The sequence below is a fragment of the Microbacterium phycohabitans genome (assembly GCF_032464935.1).
GTDB lineage: Bacteria > Actinomycetota > Actinomycetes > Actinomycetales > Microbacteriaceae > Microbacterium > Microbacterium phycohabitans.
Map to the genome: position 1 here is coordinate 827674 of NZ_JAWDIT010000002.1, position 12134 is coordinate 839807.

At 71.0% G+C, this 12134-nt stretch carries 10 protein-coding genes; 9 read left to right on the forward strand and 1 reads right to left on the reverse strand.

All coding sequences use genetic code 11. The annotated features are described in order from the left end of the window. The first annotated feature begins 197 nt into the window (after positions 1–197). Both RWH44_RS08230 and fbaA read left to right on the forward strand, forming a co-directional pair. Positions 198–1199 (forward strand): LacI family DNA-binding transcriptional regulator, encoded by a 1002-nt coding sequence (locus RWH44_RS08230; protein ID WP_316004196.1) that lies wholly within the window; start codon positions 198–200, stop codon positions 1197–1199. Between the two features lie 75 nt (positions 1200–1274). Beyond that, a complete protein-coding gene (fbaA, locus tag RWH44_RS08235; protein WP_298870476.1) occupies positions 1275–2297 on the forward strand; it encodes a class II fructose-bisphosphate aldolase in 1023 nt (340 codons plus the stop codon). Between the two features lie 20 nt (positions 2298–2317). On the opposite strand, the gene RWH44_RS08240 is transcribed toward fbaA, so the two are convergent. Beyond that, positions 2318–3034 carry a GNAT family N-acetyltransferase gene (locus RWH44_RS08240; RefSeq protein WP_316004197.1) on the reverse strand — a complete coding sequence of 239 codons (717 nt, stop codon included), beginning with the start codon at positions 3032–3034 and terminating at the stop codon, positions 2318–2320. Positions 3035–3261: 227 nt separating this feature from the next. Between RWH44_RS08240 and RWH44_RS08245 the strand changes: the two genes are divergently transcribed. Genes RWH44_RS08245 through RWH44_RS08275 form a run of 7 tightly spaced genes read left to right on the forward strand, consistent with a single transcriptional unit; the run spans position 3262 to position 12117 of the window. Further along, positions 3262–4416 carry an ABC transporter permease gene (locus tag RWH44_RS08245; RefSeq protein ID WP_316004198.1) on the forward strand — a complete coding sequence of 385 codons (1155 nt, stop codon included), beginning with the start codon at positions 3262–3264 and terminating at the stop codon, positions 4414–4416. Further along, positions 4416–5363: an ABC transporter permease gene (locus RWH44_RS08250; RefSeq protein ID WP_316004199.1), complete on the forward strand. Its 948-nt coding sequence runs from the start codon at positions 4416–4418 to the stop codon at positions 5361–5363. The genes RWH44_RS08245 and RWH44_RS08250 overlap by 1 nt, the downstream gene beginning before the upstream one ends. After that, positions 5360–7009 carry a dipeptide ABC transporter ATP-binding protein gene (locus RWH44_RS08255; RefSeq protein WP_316004200.1) on the forward strand — a complete coding sequence of 550 codons (1650 nt, stop codon included), beginning with the start codon at positions 5360–5362 and terminating at the stop codon, positions 7007–7009. The genes RWH44_RS08250 and RWH44_RS08255 overlap by 4 nt, the downstream gene beginning before the upstream one ends. Positions 7010–7017: 8 nt before the next feature. Continuing rightward, the gene (locus tag RWH44_RS08260; RefSeq protein WP_316004201.1) at positions 7018–8631 is read left to right on the forward strand and encodes an ABC transporter substrate-binding protein; all 1614 of its coding nucleotides are present in this window, start codon (positions 7018–7020) and stop codon (positions 8629–8631) included. A 28-nt stretch (positions 8632–8659) separates the two neighbouring features. Then, complete coding sequence (locus tag RWH44_RS08265; protein ID WP_316004202.1) at positions 8660–9859, forward strand: LLM class flavin-dependent oxidoreductase; 1200 nt, start codon at positions 8660–8662, stop codon at positions 9857–9859. 15 nt (positions 9860–9874) lie between these two features. Then, positions 9875–11233 (forward strand): NtaA/DmoA family FMN-dependent monooxygenase, encoded by a 1359-nt coding sequence (locus tag RWH44_RS08270; protein ID WP_316004203.1) that lies wholly within the window; start codon positions 9875–9877, stop codon positions 11231–11233. Positions 11234–11247: 14 nt separating this feature from the next. After that, positions 11248–12117 carry a DUF1684 domain-containing protein gene (locus tag RWH44_RS08275; RefSeq protein WP_316004204.1) on the forward strand — a complete coding sequence of 290 codons (870 nt, stop codon included), beginning with the start codon at positions 11248–11250 and terminating at the stop codon, positions 12115–12117. Positions 12118–12134 lie beyond the last annotated feature (17 nt).

Genomic DNA, 12134 nt, shown 5'->3' on the forward strand with positions numbered 1-12134 from the left:
TCGGGGACTCCCTTGGCCTCTGTGAACCGGGCAACTTTGTCCGGCTCGGCTACCGTAAGGCCGCGCAAGGGCTTGCGCAAGCGCTTGCTATTTATTTCTGCCACGCTATCGTGGGCGGTACGGTTGGGCGGATCCCGCCGAGCAGCACACCCGGTGTCAGGCGCTCGGGACGGATTCGAAGACGATGGAGTTACCCGATGGCAACCATGGACGATGTCGCCGCGCGTGCCGGCGTCTCGGGGACGACGGTCTCGCACGTTCTCAACGGCACGCGCTATGTGAGCGACGCCACACGGGCGAAGGTCGAGGCGGCCATCGCCGAACTCGGGTACCGCCACAACATGGCCGCGCGCGCCCTCGCGGCTGGCCGCAGCCAGACCATCGGGCTGTCGATCTCCGCGCTGACCAACCCCTACTTCGGCTCCCTCGTGCACGCCATCGAGAAGCAGGTGACCGAGGCCGGCTACATGCTCGTGTCCGGTGACTCGCACGACGACGCCACCATGGAGAAGCGCGTCGTGGAGTCGTTCCTCGATCGCCGGGTCGACGGCATCATCATGGCCCCCTCGGTCGGCGCGGAATATCGGACGATTCCGCAGATCACCGCCTCGAACACCCCGCTGATCCTCATCGACCGCAACGCGCCGGTCGACTGCGACCAGATCACGCCGGAGAACATCGATTCGTCGTACCTGCTGACCCGTCACCTCCTGGAGAAGGGGCACCGTCAGGTCGCGGTCGTCACCGGTCTGGCGGGCCTCGGGTCGACCTCCGAGCGGTATCAGGGCTACGTCCGTGCCCTGGCCGACTTCGAGATCGAGGTCGACGAGACCCTCGTGCTCAACGGAGCGTCGAAGGCCGACGTGGCGCAGGAGGCCGTCGTCCGCCGGTTCCGCGAACCGCACGGACGTCCGACCGCCCTCGTCGTGATGAACAACGCCATGTCGATCGGAGCCATCCGCGGTCTGCGTTCGCTCCACCTCGCCATCCCCGATGACGTGGCGTTCTGCGGGTACGACGACTTCGAATGGGCCGACCTGTTCGAACCCCAGCTGACCACGGTCGCTCAGAACGTCGAGGAGATGGGCTCAAGAGCCGTCGAGCTGCTCTTCCAGCGCATCTCCGGCAACGATGCTCCCGCGCGACGCCTTCAGGTGCCCACGACCTTCCGTCACCGTCATTCGTGCGGATGCCGCTAGCGCGCGGCCGCCCCCTTCCCTCCGCGGCGCTGCCCAGCGCCTGCACCCCCGACCATCGTTTCGAAGGAGAACCCGATGCCCATCGCCACCCCCGACGTCTACCGCGACATGCTCGACCGGGCGCGTGAGGGCGGGTTCGCGTACCCGTCGATCAACGTCACGAGCTCGCAGACCCTCAACGCCGCTCTGCAGGGGTTCGCCGAGGCGGAGAGCGACGGCATCATCCAGGTGTCGGTCGGCACCGCGCTCTACCTCTCCGGAAATCGCGTGCAGAACCGCGCCCGCGGGTCCAAGGCGCTCGCCCTGTACGCGCACGAGGTGGCGGCCGACTACGGCGTCAACGTCGCGCTGCACACCGATCACTGCGCCTCCGAGAACCTCGACGACTGGGTGCGCCCGCTCCTGCGCGATTCGATCGAGCGGCGTTCCCGCGGCCTCGAGCCGCTCTACCAGTCGCACATGTGGGACGGTTCGGCCCTGCCGCTGGCGCAGAATCTCGCCGTGGCGCGGGAGCTGCTCGACGAGTCGGTGCGGGCGAACACGCTCCTCGAGATCGAGGTCGGCGTCGTCGGCGGCGAGGAGGACGGCGTCGAGCACGAGATCGACGACAAGCTGTACAGCACCGTCGACGACGCGCGCGAGACGGTCGCCGCCCTGGGGGCGGGAGAGGCCGGTCGCTACCTGACCGCGTTGACCTTCGGCAACGTGCACGGCGTCTACAACCCCGCCTCGGTGCACCTGCGCCCCGAGATCCTCGGCGAGATCCAGTCGGTGATCGGCGGCGAGGTCGGGCGGGAGAAGCCGTTCGACCTCGTGTTCCACGGCGGATCGGGGTCGTCCGACGCCGACATCGCCACCGCGGTCGCCCACGGTGTCGTCAAGATGAACATCGACACCGACACCCAGTACGCCTTCACCCGTTCGATCGCCGGCCACATGATCGGCAACTACGACAAGGTCCTGAAGATCGACGGCCGCTACGGCGACAAGAAGGCCTACGACCCGCGCAGCTGGGGCAAGACCGCCGAGACGGCGATGGCCCGACGCGTGGTCGAGGCCGCCGTCAGCCTGGGCTCCGCCGGTCGCACCGCGCGCTGAGCGGAGGCGGGTCGGGCACCCTATGCCGGCGTCCGCACCGCCGCGAAGCGGTTGCGCCGCCGCAGCGCGAAGCCCAGCTTCTCGTACGCCGCGATCGCGTTCACGTTTCCCGCGGCGGCGTGCATCATCGCTCGGTCGCCGCGCTGCTGGATGTGGAAGGCCACATCGAGCACGAGACGCGAGGCGAGCCCGTGACGCCGGTGGTCGGCATCCACCGCGACCGCGCTGATCTCGGTCCAGCCGGTGGGGTGCAGGCGCTCGCCCGCCATCGCGACGAGCCGACCTTCGCGACGGATGCCGATGTACCGGCCCAGCTCGTACGTGCGGGGCCGGAACGGGCCGGGCTGATTGCGCTCGACGATCGCGATCATGTCCGCGGCGTCGGCGGCTCCGAGCTCGATCGCCTCCTCGAAGGGGCGTGTCTGCAGGGCGTCGGTCTCGACGAGCTGCACACCCTCGCCGCCACCCAGGAACTCCCAGCCCGCCGGGAGCTCTCCCTCGTAGCCCGACAGGCCCACTTCGGCGCCGGGTCCGACGAGGTCGCGCAGGGCGTCCCACACTCCGGGCTCGTCCCACGAGCGCACGGCGACGAAGGGGGCGACGTCCTCGGGATATCGACGCACGAGATCGCCGCCGATGGCGAACGAGGCGTGCGGGCCGGCGAGGGAATGCCACGCGGCGTTGTCGAGGACGGTGGCGTCGGCGTGCGGGGTGTCGAGGGCGGGAGCGGAGGTCACCGGGACACTCTGCGCCGGTCGAGCTGGGCGTGCAAGTCGGGAGTCACTCGGCGCAACTCGGGGACGGGCATGTGACGGAGCGTGAAGACAGACGTCGATCGGTGACGGTCCACGACACCGCGTTTCGCGCGGCTCGCCTGCGCGTTGCCTCGGGCTGCATCCTCGGTCCACGGCATCGACGATCAGCGTTCGAGCCGATGTTCACGACACGAGAGAGAGGACGCCGAGTGAGCGAGACACCCGGGCCCCGCGGTCTGCTCGCGCGTTACGTCGGCGCGCGTCTCGGGCAGGCCCTTCTCGTGCTGTGGGCGGCGTACACCCTGTCCTTCCTCGTGCTCTACGCGCTGCCGAGCGATCCCGTCGCACTGCTGGCGGGCGGGGACGCCACCGACATCTCCTCGGCTCAGCTCGACGATCTGCGTCAGCGCTACGGGCTCGACCAGCCGCTGTGGGTGCAGTATCTGGTGCACCTGCGAGGCGTGATGACGGGTGATTTCGGCACGTCGATCTCGACGGGGCGTCCCGTGTCGGCGGTCATCGGCGAGGCCATCCCCCCGACCGCCCAGCTCGCGGGTCTCGCGCTGGTGGTGGCGGTGCTCCTGGGCGTCGGTATCGCCGTCGCGGCGACCTTCACCCGCGCACGGCGACTCTCGTCGTTCCTGCTCGGGCTGCCGTCGCTCGGCGTCGCCGTGCCCTCCTTCTGGCTCGGACTGGTGCTGATCCAATGGCTCTCGTTCCAGCTCCCCCTCTTCCCCGCGATGGGCGGCAAGGGCTTCGCCTCGCTGGTCCTGCCGGCGGTCACTCTCGCGGTCCCGACGAGCGCCGCGATCGCTCAGGTGCTTTCGAAGAGCCTGGCCGTCACGGTCGATGAGCCGTACATCGACACGGCGTGGGCGAAGGGGGCGGGGCGGGTGCGGGTGCACCTGGCGCACGCGCTGCGCAACGCCGCCCTGCCCGCGCTCACGGTCGCCGGTCTCGTGATCGGTCAGCTGCTGTCGGGGACCGTCGTGACCGAGACGGTGTTCTCCCGCCCGGGCATCGGTCGCGTCACCGCGCAGGCGGTGCAGCAGCAGGACGTCCCCGTCGTGCAGGGGATCGTGCTCTTCGCTGCGGCGGTCTTCGTGCTGGCCACCCTCGCCGTCGACCTCGTCTACCCGCTCCTCGACCCGCGCATCAGGCTGAGCGCCGGGTCCGCGCGCCGCGGACGACGGCGGCGGATGGGTGCGGCGCCCGAGCGGGCTGTCCCCGCGGACGCCGCGCTCGAGCGGGCTGTCCCCGCGGACGCCGCGCCCGCGCCGGCCCGCACCGCCGACGCCGAGGACGCTGTGCTCCTCCCCTCAGATGCCGATGAGCCCGAGTCCCTCGAAAAGGTGGTGACCTGATGTCCGAAACCGCAGCCCTCGTCCCCGGCCGATCTCAGCAGTCGGCGGATGTGTTCGCTGCGACCGCCGACGATCGCTTCGAGGACGCCGTCGTCGCGCGACGGACCGGCGAACCGGCATCCCGCGCTCGACGGTTCTCCGCGGTCCTCCGGCACCCGCTCGTGGCGGCCGCGCTTCTCTGGCTGCTCGTCATCGTGATCGCGGCCGTATGGCCCGCGCTGCTCGCCCCCGGCGATCCTCTCGGTGGCACACCTGCCGATAACCTGCAGGCCCCGTCATGGGCGCACTGGTTCGGCACCGATCAGCTCGGCCGCGACCTCTACACCCGCGTCGTCCACGGCACGGCCCTGACCGTCTCCGCCGCGGCGATCGCTGTCGCCGTCGGCGTCGTCGGAGGCACGACCCTGGGGCTGATCAGCGGGTTCGTGGGCGGTCGCGCGGATGCCGTCATCATGCGCGTCGCCGATGTCCTGCTGGCGATACCCGGCCTGCTGCTGTCGCTCGCCCTCATCACGGCAGTCGGTTTCGGCACGGTCAACGTCGCGATCGCGGTCGGAATCGCCAGCGTCGCCTCGGTCGCCCGCGTTCTGCGTTCCGAGGTGCTGAGGGTGCGTACTGCGTCCTACATCGAGGCGGCGCGCGCCTCCGGCAACGGGTGGACCGCGATCCTGCTGCGCCACGTGCTGCCGAACGCGATCGCGCCGGTCGTCGTGCTGGCGGTGCTCGAGTTCGGTTCGGCGATCCTCGCCGTCTCGGCGCTGAGCTTCCTCGGCTACGGAGCGCCCCCACCCGCGCCCGAGTGGGGGGCTCTCGTCTCGGGGGGCCGCGACTACCTCCGCACCGCATGGTGGCTCACGGCCTTGCCGGGTCTGACCATCGCGGTGACCGTCCTGGCCGCCAATCGCCTCTCCCGGGGCCTCGACAGAAACGGACGGGCACCCCGATGAACCTCCTCGAGATCGACGGCCTCGCGGTTGCGTACCGCACGCCGGACGGAGCGATCAATGCGGTGCGTGAGGTGAGCCTCGCGGTGGCCGCGGGCGAGACCGTCGCGATCGTGGGTGAGTCCGGGTCGGGCAAGTCCACGACCGTGCACGCCCTCGTCCGGTTGTTGCCCGCCGCGGCGCGTATACGCGCGGGGGCAGTGCGTTTCGACGGTCAAGATCTCGTCGCGGCGTCCGATCGCGAGCTGCGAGCCGTGCGTGGGCGCCGCATCGGCTTCGTCCCGCAAGACCCGTCGGTCAGCCTCAATCCGGTGGTGCGCATCGGCGACCAGGTGGCCGAAACGCTGCGCGTGCACGGCCTCGCCGACCGTCGCACGGCCGCAACGCGCGCCGTCGAGGCGCTCGAGCACGCGGGGTTGCCCGACGCGGCGCTGCGCGCGCGGCAGTATCCGCACGAGCTATCGGGCGGCATGCGTCAGCGCGTGCTCATCGCGATCGCCATCATCGGCGACCCCGCTCTGATCATCGCCGACGAGCCGACGAGCGCCCTCGACGTCACCGTGCAGCGGCAGATCCTCGACCACCTCGACGCGCTCAAGCGCGAGCGCGGGGCGAGCCTTCTCCTCATCACCCACGACCTCGGCGTCGCGGCCGACCGCGCCGACCGCATCGTCGTGATGACCGACGGACGCATCGTCGAGCAGGGGACGCCCGCCGAGGTGCTGGGCTCTCCGCGGCATCCGTACACGCGCCGACTGATCGCCGCGGCCTCGAGCCTGAACACGGCGGCACCGGATGCCGCGAGCCCGCGCCGGGATGCAGCCGACGGCGGCTCGGACTCTCCGGCATCCGTCGTTCCCGTGCTCGAGGTGGACGGCCTCGTGAAGGAGTTCCGCCTCCCCGGCGGCGGAGCGGTGCAGCGCGCCGTGGACGGCGTCGGCTTCCGTCTCGAGCGGGGCCGCACCCTCGCCCTCGTCGGCGAGTCGGGTTCGGGCAAGACCACGACGGCGCGTCTGGCCCTGCGCCTGACCGACCCCACCGCGGGGAGGGTACGCGTGGGCGGCGTCGACGTGACCGCGCTCACCGGTCGGCCGCTGCGCGAACTCCGGCGCCGGGTGCAACTCGTGCAGCAGAACCCCTACGCGGCGCTGAACCCGCGGTGGAGCGTCGAGACGATCGTCAGCGATCCACTCCGCGCGTTCGGCGTCGGCACGCGGGCCGAGCGGCGCGCGCGTGCCGCGGAACTGCTCGACCTCGTCGCGCTGCCCGGGTCCGCGATGCGACGGCAGCCGGCCGACCTCTCCGGCGGGCAGCGCCAGCGCGTTGCGATTGCGCGGGCCCTCGCGATCGAGCCCGAACTGCTCGTGCTGGATGAGCCGGTGTCGGCGCTCGACGTGTCGATCCAGCACCAGATCCTCACCCTTCTCGCCGAGATCCAGCGCGAGAAGAGGCTCAGCTACCTGTTCATCTCGCACGACCTCGCGGTGGTGCGCCAGATCGCCCACACCGTGGGCGTCATGCGCCGCGGCCGCCTCGTCGAGATCGGCGAGGTCGACGACGTCTTCATTTCACCCGCCCACGACTACACCCGCTCGCTCCTGGATGCCATTCCGGGACGCGCTCTCCCGTCACTCACCCCTTTCGCCTGAGGAGCACCATGACCACCCGACGCACCACCCTCGCGGCGGCCCTCGCCGTGACCGCGGCCCTCGTCCTGACCGCGTGCGGGAGCACCGCCGCCGGCCCCGGCGCCGTGGCATCCACCGAGCCCGTCCAGGGTGGCGAGCTGACCTTCGCCATCGCGAACGACCCCATCTCGCTGAACCCCTCCGGGACCGGCTCCGGCAACGACACCCTGTACGTCACCCGTCAGCTCGTGGACTCGCTGCTCTACCAGAACCCCGAGACCGGGGCCCTCGACCCGTGGCTGGCGACCTCCTACACCTCCAACGCCGACGCGACGGAGTTCACCTTCGCCCTGCGCGACGACGTCACGTTCTCCGACGGCACGCCGTTCACCGCCGCCAACGTGAAGGCGACGTTCGACGACATCATCGCGGCGGGAGCGCTCAGCCAGGCGGTCAGCAGCTTCGTCGGGTACGCCGGGACCGACGTGGTCGACGACCACACGGCCCGCGTCCGGTTCTCGACGCCGAACGCCGCGTTCCCCAACTCCACGGCATCCGTGGCCCTGGGCATCGTCGGGGACGCGACGCTGAAGGTCCCGTACGACCAGCGCGCCGACGGGGCGGCTCTGGTCGGCACCGGTCCCTTCACGCTGAAGATCTACACGAAGGACACCGCCACGGTGCTGACCGCGCGCACCGACTACGCCTGGGGCCCGACGGCGCTCGGCAACGACGGTCGCGCGCGACTGGACACCGTGACTTTCCAGATCGTGCCCGAAGCGGGCGTGCGCACCGGCAGCCTCACATCCGACCAGGTGGATGTGGCCGGGGGCATCCAGCCGAACGACGTGGCCTCGATCGAGCAGGCGGGGTATCCGCTGGTGTCGCGGGGCAACCCCGGCGTCACGTTCGGCATCTCGTTCAACGTCTCGCACCCGGTCGTCGCCGACCTGTCCGTCCGGCAGGCGATCGCCGCCGCGATCGACGCGAGGACCGTCCGTGACACCGCGCTCAACGACTCATTCGCGGTCGCCACCAGCGTCCTGGCGAAGAACACGCCCGGCTACGCCGACCAGAGCGCCGCGTTCGCGTACGACCCTGCGCGCGCCGGGAAGCTGCTGGATGCCGCGGGCTGGAAGGCCGGAGCCGACGGCATCCGCGAGAAGGACGGCGCGAAGCTGCGGCTGAAGCTCTGGTGGATCACCAACTTCGGACCCAACCAGACCTCGCTCGAGCTGATCCAGCAGGAGCTCAAGGCCGTCGGCGTCGACCTGCAGCTGCAGAGCGGCCCGGTGCCCGACTTCCTCGAGGCGCAGAAGAACGGCGATTTCGACCTCGTGTGGGGAAACCTCTCCCGCGCCGACGGCGATGTGCTGCGCACCACTTTCTCGAAGGCGACCACGCGGTACCGCATCGACGACCCCGCCCTCGAGACGCTCCTGCAGCAGCAACTCGCCACGAGCGACCCGACCGCACGCGACGCCGTGCTCGCCCAGGCGCAGGCGCGGATCGCGAGCCAGGTGTACCAGATCCCGGTGCACGAACTCACCTCCATCCTCGGCACCCAGGAGTCGGTGCACGCGGTGACCCTCGGTGCGGACTCGCGCCTGGACTCGCTCGTGGCCGCCTGGAAGAACGACTGACCCCGTCCATCTGCAAGGAGCGCCTCACATGACGTCATCGACCCCCTTCCACCTCGGCGTCGCCCTCGAGGGCACCGGCTGGCATCCCGCCGCGTGGCGCGAGCCCTCCGCACGGCCCGACGCCCTCTTCACCGCCGAGTACTGGATCGACCTCGTCCGCACCGCCGAGCGGGGCGACCTCGACTTCGCCACGATCGAGGATTCGCTCGCCCTTCAGTCCGAGCGGTTCCTGGTCGCCGACGAGCGCACCGACGAGGTGCGCGGGCGTCTCGACGCGGTGCTCATCGCGTCGCGGGTGGCCCCGCTGACCTCGAGGATCGGGCTGATCCCGGTCGCCACCGTCACGCACACCGAACCGTTCCACGTGTCGAAGGCCATCGCCACGCTCGACTACGTCAGCGAAGGACGCGCGGGTTTCCAGGTGAAGGTCTCGGCTCGGGCCGACGAAGCGGCGCACATCGGCCGTCGACCCCACCCGGGCGACGTCGCCGTCGATGACCCGGCCTTCCGCGCCTTCGTCGAGGAGGCGTTCGACGAGGCCGCCGATGCGGTCGAGGTCGTGCGCCGGCTCTGGGACAGTTGGGAGGACGACGCCGAGATCCGCGACGCCGCGACCGACCGGTTCCTGGATGCCGACAAGGTGCACACCATCGACTTCGAGGGTCGCTTCTTCTCGGTGCGCGGCCCCTCGATCACCCCGCGACCGCCGCAGGGGCAGCCGGTGGTCGCCGCCCTCGCCCATGCCGCGGTGCCCTACCGTCTGGCCGCACGAGCCGCCGATCTCGTCTTCGTCACTCCCGCCGACGCGGTGCACGCCCGCGGCATCCTCGATGAGGTGCGCGCGGCCGAGCGGGAGGCCGGTCGCGAGGGCGAACCCCTGCGCGTCATCGCCGACCTCGTCGTGCTGCTCGACGCGCCCGATGAGACGGGTGCGGCCCGCCTCGCCCGCCTCGACGGCCTCGGCCGGTCGCTCGTCTCCGACGCACGCATCGTCACCGGCTCGGCATCCACCGTCGCCGACGTGATCGACGATCTCGTCGCCGCCGGCTACGCCGGGGTGCGGCTGCGCCCGGGCGTCGTCACCGACGACCTGCCCCGCATCGCTGACGACCTCGTACCCGAGCTGCGCCGCCGCGGGCTCGCCGAACCCTCGACGCACACATCCCTGCGTGGCCGTCTCGGACTGCCCGTGGGCTTCCCCAGCCGCTACGCCGCTCCCGTCGCCTGAAAGGACGAGACCACCATGACCGCGCGCAAGCAGATCATCCTCGCCGCCTACGTGGGCGGCGTGAACGAGCACACCGCCTGGGAGCACCCGGATGCCGGGAGCCAGATCGCGTTCTCGACCTTCCGCCACGTGGCGCAGACCGCCGAGCGCGGCCGCTTCGACTACTTCTTCCTCGCCGAGGGCCTCGCCCTGCGTGCCCGTGACGGGCGCATCTTCGACCACGACATCGCCGGCCGCCCCGACACCCTGCCGGTGCTCGCCGCGATCGCCGCGGTGACCGAGCACCTTGGTCTGGTCGGCACGCTCAACGCCACCTTCAACGAGCCGTATGAGCTGGCCCGTCAGATCGCGAGCCTCGACCATCTCTCCGGGGGCCGTGCCGGGTGGAACGTGGTCACCTCGTTCGACGCCTACACGGGGGCGAACTTCCGCCGCGGCGGATTCCTCCCGCACGCCGACCGATACGTCCGCGCCGAGGAGACGGTGGCCACCGTGCGCGAGCTGTGGGACTCGTGGGCCGCCGACGCCATCGCGGCCGACAAGGACGCCGGGGTCTTCCTCCGCGATCCTCGCGCCGGCGAGTTCTCGCACCACGGCACCCAGTTCGACATCGAGGGGCGTTTCACCGTGTCGCGCAGCCCCCAGGGTCGCCCGGTCATCGTGCAGGCGGGGGTGTCCCCGCAGGGCCGCGATTTCGCGGCATCCACCGCCGACGCGATCTTCTCGCCGTACTCGAGCCTCTCGGAGGGGCGGGCGTTCCGCGACGACATCCGCGAGCGTGCGGCACGGTTCGGCCGCGACCCCGAGCACGTCAAGATCCTTCCGTCCGCCGGGTTCGTGCTGGGCGACAGTCGGGCAGATGCGGAGGAGAAGGCGCGTCACATTCTCGAGCAGCAGCTGAGCGACCGCACGATCCAGGTGACGTTCGAGCAGGTGTGGAACCGCGACCTCTCGGGCTACGACCTCGACGGTCCGGTGCCCGACATCGATCCCGATCCCGAGGCGCCTGCGTTCATCCAAGGCCGCGCGTTCATCTTCCAGGATCGTTTCCGGACCGTGCGCACGTGGCGAGAGCTCGCCGAGCAGAAGGGTCTCACGCTCCGCGGGCTCGCGCACGAGGTCGCGCGCGCACCCGGGTACATCGGCACGCCCGAGCAGGTCGCCGACCAGCTCGACACGTTCGTGCAGGAGGGCGGCGCCGACGGTGTCGTTCTCGGCTCTCACGTCGTGCCATCGGGTCTCGACGAGTTCGTCGACCGCGTCGTCCCGCTCCTGCAGGAGCGCGGGTCGCTGCGCACCGAGTACGAGGGCACGACGCTGCGCGAGAATCTCGGACTCCCTCTTCCCTCGGCCGCCCTGGCCGCGGCCCTCTGAGCGACGGGACGATCATGAGCATCACGACGCAGGCGCCCCTCGACCGCGCGCAGTTCGCCCGCGAGTGGGAGGGCTGGCACCGCGCCCACGAGGAGCACCGCGCCGACCCGCACGGCTTCCTCGCCGTGACCGCGCTGTTCTGGATCCCCGAGGTTCCGGCGTTCCTGCCGGGGATCCCGGGCCGCTGGCACACCTCGCCCGACGGTCCGGTGGTCGAGCTCGGCGACGGCGAGTCCCTCCGCGTGGAGGGAGTGGATGTGACCGGTCGCCACGCCTTCGGGCCGATCCCCGAGCGCGGGGGACTGACCGTCGGGTTCGACGAGGGCGTGATCGAGGTCGCGCGACGCGGAGGCCGCGACATCCTGCGCCCCCGCCGGCCCGACTTCCCGTACCTCGGCTCGTACGCGGGCACGCCCACCTACGTCCCGAACCCGCGCTGGCGCGTCGACGCCCGGTTCGTGCGGTACGCGGCACCTCGACCGCACGAGGTGGGAGCCGCCGTCGACGGGCTCTCGCACGTGTACGAGTCCCCGGGGTACCTCGAGTTCGACCTGCGGGGCGAGACGTTCCGCCTGGTCGCCTTTCCCGGCCACGCTCCGGGCACCCTGAACGTGCTCTTCACGGATGCCACGAGCGGGCTCACCACGTACGCCGCGAACCGCTCGCTCTCGGTTGCCGAACCGGATGCCGACGGCCGGACGGTCGTGGACTTCAACCGCGCCGTCAATCTGCCGTGCGCGTACACCGACTTCGCCACCTGCCCGCTGCCGCCCGCGGAGAACCGCCTGCCCATCGGTATCGAGGCGGGGGAGAAGACGCCCCTGGCGCGGACGCACGGTGTGGTCACGGCGCACGGCATCGAGCCGGCGGGAGCCTCCTCGTGAAGTTTCAGCTTCTCGAC

Coding starts and splice junctions, on each gene's coding strand:
- RWH44_RS08230 (WP_316004196.1), top strand. CDS start 198: ATGGCAACCATGGACGATGTCGCCGCGCGTGCCGGCGTCTCGGGGACG.
- fbaA (WP_298870476.1), top strand. CDS start 1,275: ATGCCCATCGCCACCCCCGACGTCTACCGCGACATGCTCGACCGGGCG.
- RWH44_RS08250 (WP_316004199.1), top strand. CDS start 4,416: ATGTCCGAAACCGCAGCCCTCGTCCCCGGCCGATCTCAGCAGTCGGCG.
- RWH44_RS08255 (WP_316004200.1), top strand. CDS start 5,360: ATGAACCTCCTCGAGATCGACGGCCTCGCGGTTGCGTACCGCACGCCG.
- RWH44_RS08260 (WP_316004201.1), top strand. CDS start 7,018: ATGACCACCCGACGCACCACCCTCGCGGCGGCCCTCGCCGTGACCGCG.
- RWH44_RS08265 (WP_316004202.1), top strand. CDS start 8,660: ATGACGTCATCGACCCCCTTCCACCTCGGCGTCGCCCTCGAGGGCACC.
- RWH44_RS08270 (WP_316004203.1), top strand. CDS start 9,875: ATGACCGCGCGCAAGCAGATCATCCTCGCCGCCTACGTGGGCGGCGTG.
- RWH44_RS08275 (WP_316004204.1), top strand. CDS start 11,248: ATGAGCATCACGACGCAGGCGCCCCTCGACCGCGCGCAGTTCGCCCGC.